Genomic DNA, 18,130 nt, shown 5'->3' with positions numbered 1-18,130 from the left:
ATTGAAAACTTCAATATAGTAGCACCTTATATTCTTATACATTTCTATAAAGCAATTTACTGCATATTAAAAAACTAAACATGCGAGTAGATGGGGTTGAAACACACATGAAGCGAGATAACTTAAGCCGACTTCGCCGCTCTATTGCGATTTCTTATGTCTTCATGTTTTTTGCTTTATTTACTGTGATTAGTGGTGTATTTGCATACTGGTATGCGCGTAAAATCACACAAGTAGATAATGCCGAAGTTTGGTTACAAGCCCAAGCACTTTGGATTATGCGTAATATTGTGATTTATTCTATTTTGGTTCTTTTTGCTGCACTTTGGTTTATTCCACTCATTTTCTTTTATTGGGATAGCGCACTTTGGGTAACAGGTTGTACCGTTGCTGGTGTGGTCTTCTCATTTATCGCCTTTTTGTTTTTGCTTAATGCGTGGCTGAAAGGTCTGTCTCGCTTTTTCAAAAATAAAGCCGTTTTCTAATCAAACTCAACTTTTTTACACTGTCCCCCTTGTAAAATTTGGATTGACCCCCAATTTCAGTCCACAGTTAAGTATTATCAAAATTCCGTGAGGAGCATCGCCAGACATGGCTAAACGTGATTATTATGAGGTTTTGGGTGTCGCTAAAACCGCTAGTGATGATGAAATTAAGAAAGCCTACCGTAAGTTGGCGATGAAATATCATCCAGATCGTAACCCAGACAATCCTGAAGCTGAAGATAAATTTAAAGAAGCTGCTGAAGCTTATGAAATTTTATCGGATGGCGAAAAACGCAGTATGTATGACCGTATGGGGCACAGTGCCTTTGAAGGTGGTATGGGCGGCGGTGGCGGCTTTGGTGGTGGTTTCAGCGCAGAAGATATCTTTAGCCAATTTGGTGATATCTTTGGTGGCGCTTTTGGTGGCGGTGGTGGGCGTGGTCAACAACGCGCTCGTCGTGGATCAGACCTTCGCTATGTAATGGAGCTGACCCTTGAAGAAGCGGTTAAGGGCGTGAAAAAAACCGTTACTTTTACCGCACCAGCACCGTGTGATGCTTGTGATGGTAAAGGTTCAAAAAATCCTAAAGATGTTCAAACTTGTCCGACCTGTCATGGTGCGGGCCAAGTGCGTATGCAACAGGGTTTCTTCTCTGTGCAGCAAACCTGTAGCAGCTGTCGTGGTCAAGGCACCATGATTAAGAATCCATGTACTAAATGTCATGGTTCTGGTGTGTCTGATCGTCAACAAACTCTTGAAGTAACGATTCCTGCAGGCGTAGACAATGGCGACCGCGTCCGTTTAACGGGCAAAGGCGAAGCCATTCGTGACGGTCAGTCAGGTGATTTGTACGTCGAAGTTGTAGTACGTGAGCATGAAATTTTCCAACGTGATGGCGCAGACCTATATATGGATGTGCCAGTCAGTATTGCTGATGCTGCGTTGGGTAAAGAAATTGAAATTCCAACACTGGAAGGTCGTGTTAGTTTGAAAATTCCTGAAGGAACTCAAACTGGCAAAATGTTCCGCTTACGTGGTAAAGGGGTTAAACCTGTACGTACCAGTATGCAAGGTGACTTACTCTGCCGTATCGTGGTTGAAACACCAGTGAATTTAACCGCCCGCCAACGTGAGTTGTTAAAAGAATTGCAAGAAACCATGGATGATGACAACAGCAAGTCATCACCGAAGAAAAAATCATTCTTTGGCTTATTTGATTAATTCAAATTATCAAGATGTAGAGTAAAAAGGGGGAATATTCAATATTCCCCCTTTTTTATGCGCACTTAACTTGGCTAAATTAGTTATTCAATTTAGTTATTCAATCATGGGCTGATCAATCGCATTGACATCCACCATTTGCGCTGCTGCTTCAGCAGTCGATTCTTGCTTGGTCGTTGCCTGATTATTGTCAGCTTGATATGGTCTAGTGCTACGGGTCTGAATACTGATTTTGACTTGTGACAGGCTTTCTAAAGTATCTCCCGTTTGGATTGCCGGTTCTGCCCAAGCCGTGCTGACGAGGGTTGCTATAAAAATAGTTAACGCGATTTTTTTCGAATGCATCCTGATCTCCTTATAATTCATCTTTTTATCATTCGTGATGCGTAGTCTGCGTCGCGATGTTTACAATCAGATGAAAATAAGTAGCTAAAAGCATTTATTTTTCAGGCTGAAATTTGCATACCTCATCTGTTTGGTTTATGTCGCTCTTGCTGTATTTAATTGGGTATTAATTTCAAAATAAGTAGGCTGAGCTGATCTATTTTTGGTGAAATATTTTGCCTTGTAACTTAGTCTCCGTACAGAGTTTTGCTATAGTAAGGACAATTTAGAAGCAAGATTAGGAATATGTTATGTCAGCAGCTCCACGCATTGGTGTATTGGGTGCAGGCGGTCGTATGGGACGCATCCTTATTCAGGCAGTCCATGAGGCAGGTTACCAGCTTGCAGCCGCAGTTGAACGCCCTGAAAGTAGCTTGATTGGTGCAGATGCAGGCGAGCTTGCAGGTATTGGTGCTGTGGGTGTCAAGGTGGTGGGGCATCTACAAGATGTCTTAAAAGACTGCGATGTGGTGGTTGATTTTACTGCACCCGTAGCGACTCAACAGCATTTAAAATTGTGCCGTGAAGCGGGTGTTGCAATTGTGATCGGCACCACGGGTATGGACGATGAACAAAAAGCCTTCCTGAATGAAAGCGCAATGCAAACCCCTGTAGTGTATGCAGCAAATTATTCAGTCGGTGTAAATGTATCGATTAAACTGTTAGAGCTTGCGTCTAAAGTCTTTGGCGACACGGTTGATATTGAAGTGATTGAAGCACATCACCGTCATAAAGTTGATGCACCATCAGGTACTGCACTGATGATGGGCGAAGCGATTGCGGGTGCCTTGGGGCGTGATCTTAAAGAAGATGCCGTGTATTGCCGTGAAGGTCATACTGGTCCGCGTGAGCGCAAAAGTATTGGTTTCCAAACCATTCGTGGTGGCGACATTGTTGGCGAGCACACAGTAATGTTTATTGCAGATGGTGAACGTGTTGAAATTACCCATAAAGCGACCAATCGGATGAACTTTGCTGCGGGTGCTATACGTGCTGCTGCATGGGTGGTGGGTCGTGAAGCGCGTAAATATGATATGAAAGATGTACTTGGTTTTAATGATATTCAAGTATAAAAATTCAGCAAAATCATTTATAACAAGATAACAAAACTAAAATAAGCAGTTCAACGGAATGAAAAAAGTGATCTTGATGGCTTGTGCTGTAGCAATATTCGCTACAGCACAAGCTAAACCGCTTGATAATGCCAAGCTCAGTATGAATAAAAATAACATTAAAGTTTGGACCTATCAAAATAGTCAAAACCCAGTCTTTTTATACAAAGCTGAAACTACTTACGATACGCCTTTAGAGAAAGCCGTTGCGCTGATTTTAGATGTTGATCATGCGGTACAATGGGTGCCGTATATGGGCAGCGTCAAAGTCCTTTCGCGTGATGATAAAAAAGGCGAATTTTTGTTGTATATGGTGCTCGACTTTCCTTTTCCATTGAAAGACCGTGATTTAGTGGTACAAGGCAAAATGGTCAAAGATGCCCAAGGCGTGATTAGCATTAAAAATAAAGCCATCGATAAAGGCTATGCCAAAAATCCAGATTATGTCCGTTTGACCCATTATGAAGGGGATTGGAGCTTTCAAAAATTAGCCAATAATAAAGTTAAAGTCTCGACTTATGGCTATGCGAATCCTGAAGGCTCGATTCCTTTAACCTTTGTGAATATGTTTGTACAACAACAACCGTATCAGATGCTACAGAAGATGAAGATGGAATTGGCTAAACGGAGCAGCATTCCTGCTTTGCCCGAAGCTTTGCGTTAAGGTTAAAAATTAAAAAAGTCCGCAGCATGCGGACTTTTTTCTCACAATAATGCATCAGCATTGTTGATAGTTCAAAGTTTTGTTGGCTACAAGTTTCATTTGTATCAGTACCAAAATTAATGCAAGCATGCTTAATCCTGCGCCGACAAATGAGACCGCTGTATAGCTCAGCCCCATATTCAATACACTTGCGCCCGCTATGGCACCTAAAGCATTACCTAAGTTAAAGGCACCAATATTTACCGAAGAAGCCAAGCCTGGTGCATCATGGGCGACTGACATGACACGCATTTGTAAGGCTGGAACCACGGCAAAAGCTGCTGCTCCCCAAATAATTAATGCCAGTGCCGCCCCTAGTGTGGTACTTGCTAAAATAGGGAACAATAACATCATCACAATAAGCAGTAATAAAAAGCCAATCAAGGTTTTATCTAAGGACAGATCGGCACATTTCCCGCCTAAATGATTACCGATAGAAAAGCCAACCCCGATGAGAACTAACATAAAGGTAATCAGTTCAGGTGAAGCATGGCTAAAGGCTTTTAAGCTTGGTGCAATATAAGTGTATAACGTGAACATTGCACCTGCACTCATCACCGTGGTCATTAATGCCAGCACAACGGGCAAACGGGTTAAAACTTTTAACTCTTGTTTTACATTGGGTTGATGACTGGCTGTACTTTCAGGTAAGGCTTTCCAGAGTGCAAACATGGTGATTAATCCCAGTAGAGAGATCCCCATAAAGGACATACGCCAACCGATATTTTGTCCAATCCAAGTGGCGAGGGGAACACCGCCAATATTGGCAATGGTGAGTCCCATAAACATCATGGCGACAGCACTGGCTTGTTTATCTTTAGGAACAATACTGGCAGCCACCACTGAACCAATGCCAAAAAATGCACCGTGGTTTAAACTAGTAATGATTCGTGCACCCATTAGTCCCAAATAACTGGGTGCAAGCATGGCCAAAATATTACCAATGGTAAAAATAGCCATCAATAAAATTAAGGATTGACGTTTTGGGTAGCGACTCAGCCACAAGGTCATGAGGGGTGCACCCAACATCACCCCCAAAGCATAGGCACTAATCAGCATGCCAGCGCGTGGAATGGAAATGTCGAAGCCTTGAGTAATTTCAGGCAAAAAACCCATCGGTGAAAATTCGGTGGTGCCAATGGCAAAGGCACCGATTGCAAGTGCTAGTAACGGGAAATTAATTTTCATCAGTGAGTCTTAATCCCATAGCGGTACAAGTTGTTCAGGATCGACTTCACGTGCATTTCGATCTAGTGTTGCAATAGCCATCATTTGCTCTGCTGTTAATTCAATCTCTTGCGCGCGCAAATTCGCGATTAAATGCTCACGTTTGGTTGAAGATGGAATCACGGCAAAGCCTTTTTGTAATGCCCATGCTAAAGCAATTTGTGCACTCGAGGCTTGATGCTGTGCAGCAATATCTTGCAGTATTGGATCATTCAGCACTTTGCCATAAGCTAAAGTCATATAAGAAGTGACATCAATATGCTGTGACTGTAAAAAATTGACGAGACGCTGATTTTGTAAATAAGGGCTGAGTTCAATTTGATTGGTCGCAATATGCTCTAGACCAATGCTCTCGATCGCTTGCTTAGTGAGTTCAATATTAAAGTTAGAAATGCCTATGTGTTCGGTCAATCCTTGTTTTTTTGCTTCCAAAAGGGCTTGCATCACCTCTGGTATAGATACCCCCATTTTAGGTGCAGGCCAATGAATTAAGGTCAGATTGACCGTATCAGTACGTAGCTTGTGTAAACTGTCTTTTAGAGTGGGAATGAGTTTTTCTGGGGCATAATTTTCTGTCCAGATTTTAGTGGTGATAAATAAATCTTGACGATTGACTTGGCTTTCAACGATTGCCTGACCCACTTCAGTTTCATTGCCATAAATTTGCGCTGTATCTACAGCACGATAACCGACCTCAAGTGCTGTTTGGACTGAATTAATTAGGGTTGGTCCAGACAAGCGAAATGTACCAAGACCAAATTGGGGAACAATCATGTTTTACTCAATATTTAAGTTTTTAAGATCGTGCTATTTTGGTGATTTTATTGTTGCTAAAAAATGCACTAATTTGCAAAATATTATTGATTAAAAATCAATAAATGGACTGAAGATGAAGTCAACCATTGAAGAATTACATGCTTTTGTCACGATTGTGGATAGCGGCTCGATTGTGATGGCAGCAGAGCGTTTAGCACAAACCACATCAGGGGTAAGCCGTGCTTTACAACGTCTTGAGAATAAGTTGCATGTGACCTTACTCGAACGCACCACGCGTAAACTGAAACTCACTCAAGAAGGACAATTATTTTTAGATAGAGCACGCAAAATTTTAAATGATTTAACTGAAGCAGAAGATGCATTATTAAAATCAGATACCGATACTTCTGGGCTCATTCGAGTTGATTCAGCGACACCATTTGTCTTGCATGTGATCGTGCCATTGATGCGTGAATTTACACAGCTTTACCCCAATATTGAAATCGAATTGAATAGTAATGATCAAATTATTGACTTGTTGGAACATAAAACGGATGTTGCAATCCGCTTTGGGCAGCTGAATGATTCAAGTTTACATGCCAAATTATTATGTAAAAGCCGTTTGTATATTGTCGCAAGCCCTGAATATTTAGAAAATCACGGCTATCCCAAAATGCCTAGCGATATTTTGAATCATGCCCAAATTGGCTTTAGCAAAGTGAATCATTTAAATACTTGGCCCATTCTTGTGAATGGAGAACAGCTGACAGTTCATCCAAAAATTAAAGCATCCAATGGGGAAACCGTACGTCAAATGGCATTGGATGGTTTAGGCATAACCTGTTTGTCTGCTTTTTTAGTGCAGCAAGATCTGGAACAAAAACGACTGGTTGCTTTATTTGAAGATCAAATTGAGCACTATGAACAGAGCATCCATGCTGTTTACTATCAACAAGAACATTTGCCAAAGCGTGTCCGTTTATTTATTCAGTTTTTAGTGCAAAAGCTGTCAAATCATCAATAGTTTGCTGTGGTAGCAAATCTAAAGTGAGCAAGCTTTGTATTTCCTGCTGTTCATGATTCAGTAGCTTTAATTCAAAATGTTGTGCAGAGGTTTGATTGCATTGAAAGTTTAAATCCTGCTGCTGTGGCATATTGATCCGCATCTGCTGATCTGAACTGATCTGATATTTATACAAACGTTGTGCTGATGTTTGGTGTAGTGTGGGTTGAATATGCAGCAATTGGTATTGTCCCAATAGCTGTGTTTTTAAAAATCCTTCTATTAAAGACTTACACACAAAGTTCTGTTTTTGTGCCAATGTATTTCTTGCTTGAGGTTGGCACGCCATTAATAAAAAACTGATACTCAAGATGACTATACTGAGTTTAATTATTTTCATGCATGACTCCTTTTTATGATGATGGACTGTGAATGCAGCATAAATCTGTTATGTTGATAGATACAGATACACAAAATTCTAAAAAATGAGTACAGATGTATGGCATTTCAATATCAAGTTTTGGCTGAACAAATTGCCGATAAAATTAAGCAAGGTGAATTAGAAGCAGAGCAACGACTTATTTCGCTACGGCAATGTGCCGAACAGCAAAATGTCAGTATCAATACGGTCAAAAAATGCTATGAATTATTAGAAGCGCAAGGGCTGATCTTTGTGAAAAATAAGTCAGGCTATTTTGTCAGTGCGGAAAAATCGGAGGTACAGCACACTCAGTGCCCGACCCATCCAGATTTTCAATCTCAGCCGAGGGATGTGTCTAATTTAGAATTACAAATTAAAATTCAAGAAGCCTCGATCAATAATAAATTGATTCAGTTGGGGGCTATTCAAATTTCCCCTCATTTAGTGCCAACCGAAGCTTTACGCCGTTCAATTCAGCGTGCTTTAAAGCATAGCAAGCCTGAAGATTTTTTATATAGCGATAAGCAGGGACATATTCGCCTTCGAGAAGCCTTATCTGAACATTGGGCAGAAGATGGTTTCTACATTGGCAAAGATGATATTTATATCAGTAATGGTTGTATGCCTGCACTATCGGTGATGATTCAGAGTCTGACTGAAATAGGCGATAGTATTATTGTACCCACGCCTAACTTTAATGGTCAGTTGCAATTATTGGCGACTTTAAAGCGTAAAATTGTAGAAATTCCAGCGGATACTCATGGTTTTGATTTAGCACGTTTAGAACAGGCTATGCAAAGCTCTGGTGCAAAGGTGTGTTTGCTGACGGTTAATTATCAAAACCCTTTGGGTTTTTGTTTAAGCAATGCACAAAAAGAAAAAATTGCACAGTTGGCAGCGCAGTATCAATGTTATGTGATTGAAGATGATATCTATGCCGAATGTAGTTTTAGTTTAAAACGACCACTGCCGATTCAATATTGGGATCGACAAGGCTATGTGATTTTTTGTGGTTCAGTGTCCAAATCATTGTCGCCGGCGTATCGTGTCGGTTGGTTCTGTATTCATTCACGTTTACAGCATCTCAGAGCAAAAATCATGATGCTGAATGTTTCGGTGAATACGCCTTTGCAATTGGGTTTAGCCGATTTAATTTATAGTCGTGCTTATCGCGAGCATTTAACGTCGCTAAAACCGATTCTTATGGCGCAGGTTGAACAGTATCGACAATTCGTGATGACCGCTTTTCATCAGGTTGAAATTCGGTTAAATCAACCGAGTGGTGGTTATGCACTCTGGATTCAATTGCCTGCCCAGATTGATGGTTTAGAGATGTATCATTTTGCGCAACAGCAGGGGATTAACATTGTACCTGGTGAGGTCTTTGGTGAAGATGGACGCTATAAGAATTGTATTCGCTTAAATGCGGGGCATGAATTGTCAGATGAAATTCGTGATGCGATTGTGCTCTTGGCGGATTGGAGTAGAGAACAATTAACGTCGGCACAGGTTGCTTAAATTTCCCAGAAGAAAGTGTTGTGCGGCTTAACTGATTTTGAGTGATAGCGTTGTCAGTTGATGAGTCTTACCTAAACATAGGGTATTTTTCCAAATCCAAACCAACAAAGTATTTTGTTGATTTGGATATCATTTTATTTTAAAAATCAGCTTTTAATACGATTCGGTAACGGGCTTTGCCAGAATGTAAATGTTGCAGTGCGACATTTAATTGTGACATTGGAAAGACTTCAATTTGTGGTGCAAAATTTTTACGTGCCGCAAATTTTAATAATTGACGTAACGCAGCAGGCGAACCCGTTGGTGAGCCTGTAATGGATTTCGAACCGCCAATTAAACTACCCGCATGAATTTTTAGTGGTTCAAGGACTAAGCCTAACATGTGAATACTGCCATTAGGTGCCAGTGTACTGATAAAGGCAGGCCAGTTGAGTGTGACGTTGACGGTACTGAGCAGTAAATCAAACTTTCCACGTTGCGCTTTGATGGCATCTATATCGCGGCTATTGACCACATGGTCTGCGCCCATGGCTTTAAGCTCGTCAGTTTTATCTAAACTTGAAGTAAATGCAGTAATTTCACAGCCCCAAGCTTTGAGTAATTTAATCGCTATATGCCCTAAACCACCAATCCCAATCACGCCTACATGGTGAGTGGCTTGAATCTGATGTTTTAACAGTGGATCAAAAACAGTAATTCCACCACAGAGCAGCGGCCCCGCACTTTCTGGATCTAAATCTTCGGGTAAGGGAATAATCCATTGCCAACCAGCACGAACTTTGTTGGCAAAACCACCAGCATGCCCGACAATCGTTGCAGTTGAACCACCTGTGCAAAGGACTTGTTGTCCTGAAATACAGGGATCACAATATTGACAACTTTCTGCTGTCCAGCCAATGCCAACACGTTGCCCCACTTTTAGTCCTTTGGCTTCTGAACCCAACTGTGTGATGATGCCAATAATTTCATGACCTGCAACAACAGGATAAACAGAAGAATTCCATTCGTTATTAATCACAGAAACATCGGAATGGCATAAACCGCAGTATTCAACTTTGACTTCAACTTGGTGGGGAAGGAGTCCTCCAGCATCAAATTGATAAGGTTCAAGTGCTGCGCCCGCTTGCATAGCGGCATAGGCATGGATGATGTTGTCATGCATGGTGGAACCCTCTTATTATCATATTGAAGTATTAATTTGATTTAAAAGCACAGTGATTTTCATGATCATTGACCATACCGACTGCCTGCATAAAGGCATAACAGGTGGTCGGTCCAATAAATTTAAAACCGTTCTTTTTTAATGCTTTGGACAGTGCCAGGCTCAGGTCAGTTTGGGCGGGTGCTTGACGATAATCAGCAACATCATTATCTAGGCTTTGATGTTCGACAAACCCCCATAGCCAATCCACAACATCAATGTTTTGTTGTTTTAAATGTTGCCAAGCAATGGCATTGTCACGGATGGCTTTAAGTTTACCGATATGTCGAATTAAACCAGCATCTTGTAGCATTTGTTCTAATTTGAGATCACTAAATTGGGCAATTTCTGCAATGTTGTACTGAAAAAAATGCTGCCGATAGCTGTCACGCTTTTTCAGTACTGTAATCCAAGATAGCCCTGCTTGTTGTCCTTCTAAGCACAACATTTCAAATAAGTGTGCTTCATCATGGCTGGCTTTGCCCCACTCATGATCATGATAGGCCATATACAGTGGGTCGTTGGAACACCAACCACAACGTTGAATTGACATTTTTGGTGCTCCTGAAGTGATTAAAGTTTAAATTCTGCCCACTGATCTTGTTGATTATCCCAATAAAACAGTTCAGCTTGTGGCAAATCTGTGAATTGAATCCACATGTCTTGTCCCGTTTTTTCTGCAAAACCCGTGCTAATCAAAAGCGCTTCCTCAGTGATTTCCATCACCCAGCCTTGGTGGCTTTGTCCAGCCAAAACTATTTTTTGTTGATTGCCTGATTCAGCAAATTCGACCAAACGATTGATCAGCGCTTCTGACATGAATAGTTCCTAAAAAATTAACGTAAATAAGGATAAGGGTTGACCACACCACGACCTTTACCGTCAAGGTAAATACCATAATGTAAATGCGGTGCCGTATGACGTGCATTGCCGGTATTGCCGACATAACCAATCAGATCACCTTTTTTGACATAATCTCCGACATTTAAGCCGCGTTTATGCTCATCAAGGTGGGCATAATAATGCCAAGTTGCAGCAGGCCCCATAATCCAAACCACTTTACCACCCAAATTGTTATTGCGTAAGTCAGCAATGATGCCTTCTGTGGCACTTAACACTTTTGTTCCACGTGGAGCCATGATGTCAATGCCTTCATGCTTGCGTCCATGACTACGCGCGGCAGCCCAAGTATCACGTAACTGTTTGGCTTTTATATTATGCACTGGGATAGGCAGCGAAGATTTTAGCTGCATATTTTTCAGCTTTTGCACTTGATTCAGCGGGAGTGGGTTAGTGGCAGGCTTTTTAGGCGTTGAAGTACATGCTGCCATCCAGAGGATGCTAAAACTCAATAATAATGTAGCAATAAAACGCAGCACTGTTCATCCTTTTTTCATTCTAATAGGCGTGAAAATTCTTTGAATCACAGTGCCTGACTATGTCATAAACTAAGGGCAGAGATCAATTTTTTCATTGCCGTTGGAATTCCGATTTCTGTTGCAATTTGTGTCGCGAGCCATGTGCCATTTAGTTCAATCGCAAGATGTTCCTGTTGATCCACATCGACCTCAAAACAAATGGCTTCAAGTTGCCAAGTGAAATGGGTAAAGCTATGGCTGATTTCAGTCCGTTGAATGACTTTTTTCAGTCCTAAAACTTGGCACTGTATTTCAAATTCAGTGGGATTTTCAATAACAGGTAAACACCATAAACCACCCCATAAGCCACTATTTGGACGTTGTTGCCATAACCATTGTTGATTCGATTGAATCACTAAAACCTGTGCTGATTTGATGGGTACGGCTTTTTTCGGTTTTTTAAAGGGCAACTCTGTTTCCAAACCTTGCTGATGCGCTTTGCAGTGTTGTTGCATTGGGCAATATAAACACAGTGGTTTTTTCGGTGTGCAGACTGTTGCACCTAAGTCCATAATCGCTTGGGTATAATCATGATTACGTTCGGTTGGGCACAATGTTTCAGCCAATTGCCACATGGCACGTTCATGAATAGGTTTAGACAGATCATCTTCAATGGCAAAACAACGTGCTAAAACCCGTTTCACATTGCCATCCATAATCACGCCATATTGACGTAAACCCAGTGACATCAATGCGCCACCCGTTGAAGGGCCAATCCCCGGCAGCTCAATCCATTGTTCTAATGTACTTGGGAAATGTCCTTGTTGGCTAACGATGCCCGCAGCTTTATGCAAATTGCGTGCTCGTGCGTAGTAGCCTAGACCTGCCCAATAAGGCGCAACATCATCCCAGCTAGCTTGCCCTAAATCTTCAACGGTTGGGAATCGGGAGATAAAGCGTTCAAAATATTGCAGCACTGTTTTAACTTGGGTTTGCTGTAACATAATTTCAGATACCCAAACCTGATAGGGGTTATCGACCACTTGCCATGGCAAGTCATGACGACCATGAACATCGAACCAAGCAAGCAGGGTTTCGGCAAAAGAAAACTGTGACATACGAACCGCATATTTGGAATAGATGAATAGTATAGCGAAAATGGGGTGGGACTGTGGCTTAGGACGGCGATAAAAATAAAGACATAAAAAATGATGCCGAAGCATCATTTTTTAATGGGCTTTGAGTCGAATGTTTTATTCGCTGATCATACCCCAGCGCTCGTCTAGCTTTAAGCTTTGGCCTTCATAGCGCGGAATAATATGTAGGTGTAAGTGTTCAGATGCTTCACCAAATACAGTTCCATCATTAAATCCAACATGGAAGCCTGAGGGCTGATGACGCAACTGAAGTTCATTACGCGCAAGCTCAAGTAAAGACATTAAGCTTTTACGTTCTTTGTCGGTGATATCAAAAAAAGAGCTCGCATGGCGTAGCGGGACAATCACACAATGACCTTTAGATAATGCATTTGGCTCAGGTAAAATTACACCAAAGTCATTTTTATCAATGATGTCATATTCATCAAAGTTGCAATATGGGCAGTTGTTTTCAGTCATTGTTGTATCCTCTTCAAAAATATAGTTTTTAAAATATTCATGTCATTGGATTGGTCAATATAGCACAACCATATTAACCTCGTTGTTATTCACCAAGTCGGTCTTTTAATAAAGCGTACATGGCAGATAAACCTTTTTGTTCTGCATCGACGTTATAGCCTAAATCAACACCATTGGCTTTAGCACGTTCATCTGCAAGTGGGTTACTAAAACCATGCTTTGCATCTTCAAAGATAATGACTTCATGCTCAACCTGAGCTGCGTACATTTCTTCTTTAAAGCGAGCAACATCATCTAAGCTGACCATGCTGTCGAGTTCGCCGTGAAGGACTAAAATCTCAGCTTTGACTGCTCCCAGTTGAGCTGGTGCTTTCGGAGTTAATGTGCCGTGGAAAGTGATTACTGCTTGTAAAGGTGCACCAGAACGGGCCAGATCAAGCACCACTTTGCCACCATAACAGAAGCCTACCGCTGCCAGTTTATCTGCATTTACTTCTTCTTGCACAGCTAATGTTGCTAAACCCGCAGACGCACGAGTCACAATCGTTTCAGGGTCATTAAAGGTTTGCATCATCCATTCACTGGCTTGAGGGACAGTGGTGGTGACTTTTTTATCACCATACATGTCAATGGCAAGGGCTGCATAGCCGTGTTCAGCAAGTTCACGCGCACGCTGTTCGGTATACTCATTTCGCCCCCACCATTCAGGCGCTACAATCACCCCCGCGACAGGTTTTTCTGATTCAGGTGCTGCAAAATATCCAATTAAAGTTGTTCCATCTTGAGCAGTGTACTGAATTTCGCGAGTTTTGATGGTGAGCGCCATTTATTTTATCCTTGTATTTTATGTTGAGTGAAAAATATACTGATTAAAGCATAGCAATTAACGTATTTGCTGATTGTACAAGATTGCTCTATTTTGACTGTACACTATTCTAAATAAATTGAAATAGGCTTTTAATGAGCGGTTTTTGAAGTTTAAGTGATTCATAAATATTAAATATATTTTTATTATATTAAGCAGAAAAAGCAGATGATTTATACACTTCAATGAACGAATGCTGTTGATATTGCAAGCAAGAGTTACCGTGGAGTAGATTAGAGTATAAAAAATAGCGAGTCGAAATCAGTATGATCATTGCTCTATTCGCTATTCTTATATATGTGCTTAATTGATTATTTACTCGGTTTGGCTAAAATTTCAATCAGTTCTACATCAAAAATTAAAATACTATTCGGTTCTATTACATCACCCGAGCCAATTTGACCATAGCCAAGTTGTGCTGGAATGAAGAAGCGATATTTAGCGCCTTCTTTCATCAGTTGTAGGCCTTCAGTCCAACCTTGAATGACTTGGCTTACTTGAAATTCAGCTGCTTGATTTCGTGCAATTGAACTATCAAAAACAGTACCATCAATTAAACGACCTTCGTAATTCACTTTAACAAGAGAATTGGCCTTAGGTAATTTACCTGTACCTTGTTGGAGTATTTGGTATTGCAAACCAGATTTAGTGGTTTGAACGCCTTGTTTTTTTGCATTGGCTGCTAAAAATTCAGCTCCAATTTTTGCATTGGTATCTGCTTTCTTTTTTAACTCAATGAGTTGTTTTGCATCACTTTGTTTTTTATGTTGGGTCAGGACACGTGCCATTTCTTCATCAGTAAGTGCAGATTTACCGCCTTGAGCTGCTGTTTTCAAACCCAGTATAAATGCATCTAAGTCCAAATCTTTGACCGATTCGGCATTGCTGCGCCCCATTAAGTAACCAAAACTGTAGCCGACTTGTTCATTCAAACTGCTACTGTTGGTCACAGTTTTTGCAAAACTTGTTGTAGTAAACATGCATAAACAAAGTAATGTAATCGGTGTTTTCATACGCTTATCTCAAGATAAATCAGGAGAGCAAAAGCTCTCCTTCAATTTTTATTTTACTTTGATCAGTTCAACATCAAAAATAAGGGTGCTGTTTGCAGGAATCATGCCGGGAACACCTTGTTCACCATAGCCTAATTGCGAAGGGATATAAAGTGTGGCTTTGCCACCCTCTTTCATCAATTGCAGACCTTCTGTCCAGCCCGGAATGACTTGATTCAATGGGAACTCAATCGGTTCACCACGCTCAATTGAGCTATCAAATACTTTGCCGTCAACCAGTTGACCTTTGTAATGTACGGTCACCATAGAGGTCGCAGCAGGTTGTTTGCCTGTACCTTCGGTGATGATTTTGTACTGTAATCCAGAAGCCGTTGTTTTTACACCCGGTTTTTTTGCATTTTCAGTTAAGAAAGAATCACTCGCAGTTTGGACTTGTTGTTCTTGTTGAACTTGCTTTTGCTGCATTTCTTTTTGGAACTGCTCATATGCTTTTTGCAATTCTTCTTCATTATAAGCCGGTTTATTTCGGGCATGGCCTTCGCGTACGCCTGTAACAAAGCTATTAATATCTAATTCAGGAGGTGTTTGATGTGCAACTTCATAGCCCAGTGCATAACTAATTTTTTCAACAGCAGAAGCATTTTTTGAAGCTTTTGATGTCACAGTAGCAGGATTTTGAGTTGCATAGTAAACAGGTACAAGTGCAGCACCGCCTAAAAGAACAGCGACAGCGATGGGTAAGGCTTTACTCATAGGTTTTCCCAAATTCATTTTATATAAAAAAAGTTGCAGTAATTTTAGCAGACTTTTCTATCCAACACGTTTCGAGCGACTGGTATTGTATAGAAATCCAATATATTCTGATTAACCTCATTATTCTATAATTGGCTGAATAATAAAAACATTTTTAATACATTAAAATAGCAAATTTTTATTGATTTAGATAATCAATGATAAACTTTTGTTTTAAATATTATTTATAGATCAAATCCTTTTTGCCGTAAATCAAATTAAAAAAGTCAGAGAAGATCTCTGACTTTTTTTAATTACAATTTATTAATCATTGTCTTTCGCAGCTGCATAAGCATAAGCATAGTTATAGCCGTATCCACCAATGTCGCGTTGAATATCATTCAGAATAAAGCCATTAACTTTAACACCTGCTTGCTCAAAACGATTGAGTGTAATTTCAAGCTCTTTCATTTGTGTCTTCGCATAACGTGCAATCACGAGATTCACGCCAGCATATTGGGAAATGATAATCCCATCAGTCACTGCAAGTATAGGTGGTGTATCAACCAAAATATGATCATATTGAGCTGATAATTGTTCCAGCACCTCTGCAAATTTAGCAGTACTTAATAATTCAGATGGGTTTGCTGGGCTTTTACCACGAGACATACTGTCTAAACCTGAGACTTCAGTTGACTTAATGACTTGGCTTAATTCGGATTGACCATTTAAATATTCAGCTAAACCGGGTTGATAGTCTTGGTTAAAATATTTATGTAAATAACCACGACGTAAATCGGCATCAATAATCAGTACACGCTTATTACTTTGCGCCAAAATAGTCGCTAAGTTAGTTGAAATAAAAGATTTACCGACTTCTGGAGCAGGTCCTGAAATCATAATGATATTGTTCTTGGCATTACTGAGTGCAAAGTGAATGGCTGTACGCATACTACGCAAGCTTTCAATAGCAATATCTTCACTATTTTTAATGGCTAAAATAGGAATCTGTTTTTTCTTTTTCAATAATTGAATGCGGCTTTCCTGAGCAGGTGAGCGAGGAACAGTGGCATATACCGGTAAACCTAACTCATTTTCAATCTGATTTGAATCTTTAATCCCTGAACGCATCATATTACGTAATAAAGCCAATAAGGTTCCAAGGAAACCACCCAAGAACATGGCTGCAATTAATACAATTAGTTTTTTGGGTTTGATCGGTTCAATTGGCAGTACCGCTGTATCGACAATGCGTACATTACCAATTTCACCTGCTTTGGCAATACGTAATTGTTGGTACGAATTCAGTAAAGTAGTATAAAGCTGCGTTTTTACTTCGACTTCGCGGTACAGTTGTAAATAGCGACGTTGTAAGTCTGGAAGTTGTTTAAGCGTACTATTTAACTCGCCAATTTTTTTATTGATAGCACCCAGTTGAGCATTCATTTGCTGCATTACTGGATGTTCACCAGTATATTTTGCCGCAACTTCTGCAAGCTTTTGCTCCAGTTCCACCTTAGATGTTTCCAGCGTAATACTTTGCTTCAAATACAATTCAGATTCTTGGGTTACATCCACTGTATTGTATTGTTGGCGGAATTTATTAAATTCACGCTCTGCAACATCTAACTGTTGTTTGAGTTCTGGTAATTGTTCATCTAAAAAATTCAGTGTTTGCGCTGTTTCAGCCGAGCGGCGTTCAATATTTTGCTGGCTATAGGCGACTAGAATAGAGTTAAGAACCTTCGTAATATGCTCTTTATCTTCACCTTGATAACTTAATCCTAAAACACCAGACAATTTACCTTTTTCCACCACAGAGTAATTATCTGTGATTGATTTCACTGCAGCAGGCAAGGACATTTTTTCAATATTATAGGTATCTTGAAGTTGATCTTGCGTATAGAGAGCAATGTTCCAAGTACCATATTCCGATGTATGCTGGCTTTCCTGGTTGGTTGCTGCACTAAAAATGATTTGCTTGGTTTTTTCATCAGTTAATGTGAATTTATTGCCATTAAAGTTCAGCAGTAGATTCTTATCTAAATAATACGTTGGAACTTCAAATTTACGTACTTCAAAAGATTTTGAGTCATCTGTAAAAGAGATAAATTGGGGACTATAAGTCGTTTGATAATTATGTGGATTGAATAAACGATCAAAAAAACCATTTTCAGTACTAGAAATTTTGATATCTAGATTTAATGTTTTAATCACAGAACCAAGTACTAAACGGGAGTTAAGAATTTCGATTTCGGCTTGAGCAGGTTGTTTCTGCTCAATCATGCTCGACAGTTCACCCAGTAATGCTGCAGAGGTTCCTTTGCTTTCTTCGACTTGTACTAAGGCATCGACAGCGTAAGTATTTGGCGTGGTTCTTAAATAAAGTAATGCACAGACTAAACTTAAAATTATACAGAGTGCAATGAGTTTCCATTGTGCAATGAGTGAAAAAAATAGTTCTTTTAAATCAATTGTATCTTCAGTATTGGTATTTTGGCTCATAATTTTGCT

At 40.2% G+C, this 18,130-nt stretch carries 20 protein-coding genes; 6 read left to right on the top strand and 14 right to left on the bottom strand.

Features of this window, described 5'->3' with window-relative positions:
* The first annotated feature begins 107 nt into the window (after positions 1–107).
* Together B9T25_RS09085 and dnaJ are read left to right on the top strand one after the other, a co-directional pair.
* Positions 108–485 (top strand): hypothetical protein, encoded by a 378-nt coding sequence (locus B9T25_RS09085; RefSeq protein ID WP_086188122.1) that lies wholly within the window; start codon positions 108–110, stop codon positions 483–485.
* A gap of 106 nt (positions 486–591) precedes the next feature.
* A complete protein-coding gene (gene dnaJ, locus B9T25_RS09080) occupies positions 592–1,707 on the top strand; it encodes a molecular chaperone DnaJ (protein ID WP_086188121.1) in 1,116 nt (371 codons plus the stop codon).
* A gap of 96 nt (positions 1,708–1,803) precedes the next feature.
* Here dnaJ and B9T25_RS09075 read toward each other — a convergent pair whose 3' ends face one another.
* Positions 1,804–2,052: a hypothetical protein gene (locus tag B9T25_RS09075; protein WP_086188120.1), complete on the bottom strand. Its 249-nt coding sequence runs from the start codon at positions 2,050–2,052 to the stop codon at positions 1,804–1,806.
* A 290-nt stretch (positions 2,053–2,342) separates the two neighbouring features.
* Between B9T25_RS09075 and dapB the strand changes: the two genes are divergently transcribed.
* The gene (dapB, locus tag B9T25_RS09070) at positions 2,343–3,164 is read left to right on the top strand and encodes a 4-hydroxy-tetrahydrodipicolinate reductase (RefSeq protein WP_086188119.1); all 822 of its coding nucleotides are present in this window, start codon (positions 2,343–2,345) and stop codon (positions 3,162–3,164) included.
* 58 nt (positions 3,165–3,222) lie between these two features.
* Complete coding sequence (locus B9T25_RS09065) at positions 3,223–3,867, top strand: START domain-containing protein (RefSeq protein ID WP_086188118.1); 645 nt, start codon at positions 3,223–3,225, stop codon at positions 3,865–3,867.
* A gap of 54 nt (positions 3,868–3,921) precedes the next feature.
* On the opposite strand, the gene B9T25_RS09060 is transcribed toward B9T25_RS09065, so the two are convergent.
* On the bottom strand, positions 3,922–5,094 hold the full coding sequence (locus B9T25_RS09060) for an MFS transporter (protein WP_086188117.1): 1,173 nt from the start codon (positions 5,092–5,094) through the stop codon (positions 3,922–3,924).
* A 9-nt stretch (positions 5,095–5,103) separates the two neighbouring features.
* Complete coding sequence (gene dkgB / locus B9T25_RS09055) at positions 5,104–5,907, bottom strand: 2,5-didehydrogluconate reductase DkgB (protein WP_086188116.1); 804 nt, start codon at positions 5,905–5,907, stop codon at positions 5,104–5,106.
* Between the two features lie 115 nt (positions 5,908–6,022).
* Here dkgB and B9T25_RS09050 point away from each other — a divergent pair, with 115 nt between their 5' ends.
* Positions 6,023–6,913 carry a LysR family transcriptional regulator gene (locus B9T25_RS09050; RefSeq protein WP_086188115.1) on the top strand — a complete coding sequence of 297 codons (891 nt, stop codon included), beginning with the start codon at positions 6,023–6,025 and terminating at the stop codon, positions 6,911–6,913.
* Here B9T25_RS09050 and B9T25_RS09045 read toward each other — a convergent pair.
* On the bottom strand, positions 6,873–7,292 hold the full coding sequence (locus tag B9T25_RS09045; protein WP_086188114.1) for a hypothetical protein: 420 nt from the start codon (positions 7,290–7,292) through the stop codon (positions 6,873–6,875). The genes B9T25_RS09050 and B9T25_RS09045 overlap by 41 nt on opposite strands.
* 99 nt (positions 7,293–7,391) lie before the next feature.
* On the opposite strand from B9T25_RS09045, the gene B9T25_RS09040 reads away from it, so the two are divergent.
* The gene (locus B9T25_RS09040) at positions 7,392–8,831 is read left to right on the top strand and encodes a PLP-dependent aminotransferase family protein (protein ID WP_086188113.1); all 1,440 of its coding nucleotides are present in this window, start codon (positions 7,392–7,394) and stop codon (positions 8,829–8,831) included.
* A gap of 139 nt (positions 8,832–8,970) precedes the next feature.
* Here the strand turns inward: B9T25_RS09040 and ahr are convergent, their stop codons facing one another.
* The 10 genes from ahr to B9T25_RS08990 all read right to left on the bottom strand — a co-directional run bounded on the left by ahr (position 8,971) and on the right by B9T25_RS08990 (position 18,121).
* Positions 8,971–9,993: an NADPH-dependent aldehyde reductase Ahr gene (ahr, locus tag B9T25_RS09035; protein WP_086188112.1), complete on the bottom strand. Its 1,023-nt coding sequence runs from the start codon at positions 9,991–9,993 to the stop codon at positions 8,971–8,973.
* Between the two features lie 31 nt (positions 9,994–10,024).
* Complete coding sequence (locus B9T25_RS09030) at positions 10,025–10,585, bottom strand: DNA-3-methyladenine glycosylase I (RefSeq protein WP_086188111.1); 561 nt, start codon at positions 10,583–10,585, stop codon at positions 10,025–10,027.
* Positions 10,586–10,605: 20 nt separating this feature from the next.
* Positions 10,606–10,851 carry a hypothetical protein gene (locus B9T25_RS09025; RefSeq protein ID WP_086188110.1) on the bottom strand — a complete coding sequence of 82 codons (246 nt, stop codon included), beginning with the start codon at positions 10,849–10,851 and terminating at the stop codon, positions 10,606–10,608.
* Positions 10,852–10,868: 17 nt separating this feature from the next.
* Entirely contained in the window at positions 10,869–11,363 is a 495-nt protein-coding gene (locus B9T25_RS09020) for a M23 family metallopeptidase (protein ID WP_416202361.1), read from the bottom strand.
* 110 nt (positions 11,364–11,473) lie between these two features.
* Positions 11,474–12,508 (bottom strand): A/G-specific adenine glycosylase, encoded by a 1,035-nt coding sequence (gene mutY / locus B9T25_RS09015; protein WP_086188108.1) that lies wholly within the window; start codon positions 12,506–12,508, stop codon positions 11,474–11,476.
* A 135-nt stretch (positions 12,509–12,643) separates the two neighbouring features.
* Positions 12,644–13,006 carry an HIT family protein gene (locus tag B9T25_RS09010; RefSeq protein ID WP_086188107.1) on the bottom strand — a complete coding sequence of 121 codons (363 nt, stop codon included), beginning with the start codon at positions 13,004–13,006 and terminating at the stop codon, positions 12,644–12,646.
* Between the two features lie 85 nt (positions 13,007–13,091).
* On the bottom strand, positions 13,092–13,832 hold the full coding sequence (locus B9T25_RS09005) for a dienelactone hydrolase family protein (RefSeq protein ID WP_086188106.1): 741 nt from the start codon (positions 13,830–13,832) through the stop codon (positions 13,092–13,094).
* A 350-nt stretch (positions 13,833–14,182) separates the two neighbouring features.
* Positions 14,183–14,884, bottom strand: a complete 702-nt coding sequence (locus B9T25_RS09000) for an FKBP-type peptidyl-prolyl cis-trans isomerase (protein ID WP_086188105.1) — start codon at positions 14,882–14,884, stop codon at positions 14,183–14,185.
* Between the two features lie 48 nt (positions 14,885–14,932).
* The gene (locus B9T25_RS08995) at positions 14,933–15,637 is read right to left on the bottom strand and encodes an FKBP-type peptidyl-prolyl cis-trans isomerase (protein ID WP_086188104.1); all 705 of its coding nucleotides are present in this window, start codon (positions 15,635–15,637) and stop codon (positions 14,933–14,935) included.
* Between the two features lie 303 nt (positions 15,638–15,940).
* A complete protein-coding gene (locus B9T25_RS08990) occupies positions 15,941–18,121 on the bottom strand; it encodes a polysaccharide biosynthesis tyrosine autokinase (RefSeq protein ID WP_086188103.1) in 2,181 nt (726 codons plus the stop codon).
* Between the last annotated feature and the right edge of the window lie 9 nt (positions 18,122–18,130).

The sequence above is a fragment of the Acinetobacter sp. ANC 4470 genome, from assembly GCF_002135335.1.
In the GTDB taxonomy this organism is placed as follows: Bacteria; Pseudomonadota; Gammaproteobacteria; order Pseudomonadales; family Moraxellaceae; genus Acinetobacter.
This window is presented reverse-complemented; position numbering and strand designations above follow the sequence as displayed.

Coding starts and splice junctions, on each gene's coding strand:
- B9T25_RS09085 (WP_086188122.1), top strand. CDS start 108: ATGAAGCGAGATAACTTAAGCCGACTTCGCCGCTCTATTGCGATTTCT.
- dnaJ (WP_086188121.1), top strand. CDS start 592: ATGGCTAAACGTGATTATTATGAGGTTTTGGGTGTCGCTAAAACCGCT.
- B9T25_RS09075 (WP_086188120.1), bottom strand. CDS start 2,052: ATGCATTCGAAAAAAATCGCGTTAACTATTTTTATAGCAACCCTCGTC.
- dapB (WP_086188119.1), top strand. CDS start 2,343: ATGTCAGCAGCTCCACGCATTGGTGTATTGGGTGCAGGCGGTCGTATG.
- B9T25_RS09065 (WP_086188118.1), top strand. CDS start 3,223: ATGAAAAAAGTGATCTTGATGGCTTGTGCTGTAGCAATATTCGCTACA.
- B9T25_RS09060 (WP_086188117.1), bottom strand. CDS start 5,094: ATGAAAATTAATTTCCCGTTACTAGCACTTGCAATCGGTGCCTTTGCC.
- dkgB (WP_086188116.1), bottom strand. CDS start 5,907: ATGATTGTTCCCCAATTTGGTCTTGGTACATTTCGCTTGTCTGGACCA.
- B9T25_RS09050 (WP_086188115.1), top strand. CDS start 6,023: ATGAAGTCAACCATTGAAGAATTACATGCTTTTGTCACGATTGTGGAT.
- B9T25_RS09045 (WP_086188114.1), bottom strand. CDS start 7,292: ATGAAAATAATTAAACTCAGTATAGTCATCTTGAGTATCAGTTTTTTA.
- B9T25_RS09040 (WP_086188113.1), top strand. CDS start 7,392: ATGGCATTTCAATATCAAGTTTTGGCTGAACAAATTGCCGATAAAATT.
- ahr (WP_086188112.1), bottom strand. CDS start 9,993: ATGCATGACAACATCATCCATGCCTATGCCGCTATGCAAGCGGGCGCA.
- B9T25_RS09030 (WP_086188111.1), bottom strand. CDS start 10,585: ATGTCAATTCAACGTTGTGGTTGGTGTTCCAACGACCCACTGTATATG.
- B9T25_RS09025 (WP_086188110.1), bottom strand. CDS start 10,851: ATGTCAGAAGCGCTGATCAATCGTTTGGTCGAATTTGCTGAATCAGGC.
- B9T25_RS09020 (WP_416202361.1), bottom strand. CDS start 11,363: ATGGCAGCATGTACTTCAACGCCTAAAAAGCCTGCCACTAACCCACTC.
- mutY (WP_086188108.1), bottom strand. CDS start 12,508: ATGTCACAGTTTTCTTTTGCCGAAACCCTGCTTGCTTGGTTCGATGTT.
- B9T25_RS09010 (WP_086188107.1), bottom strand. CDS start 13,006: ATGACTGAAAACAACTGCCCATATTGCAACTTTGATGAATATGACATC.
- B9T25_RS09005 (WP_086188106.1), bottom strand. CDS start 13,832: ATGGCGCTCACCATCAAAACTCGCGAAATTCAGTACACTGCTCAAGAT.
- B9T25_RS09000 (WP_086188105.1), bottom strand. CDS start 14,884: ATGAAAACACCGATTACATTACTTTGTTTATGCATGTTTACTACAACA.
- B9T25_RS08995 (WP_086188104.1), bottom strand. CDS start 15,637: ATGAGTAAAGCCTTACCCATCGCTGTCGCTGTTCTTTTAGGCGGTGCT.
- B9T25_RS08990 (WP_086188103.1), bottom strand. CDS start 18,121: ATGAGCCAAAATACCAATACTGAAGATACAATTGATTTAAAAGAACTA.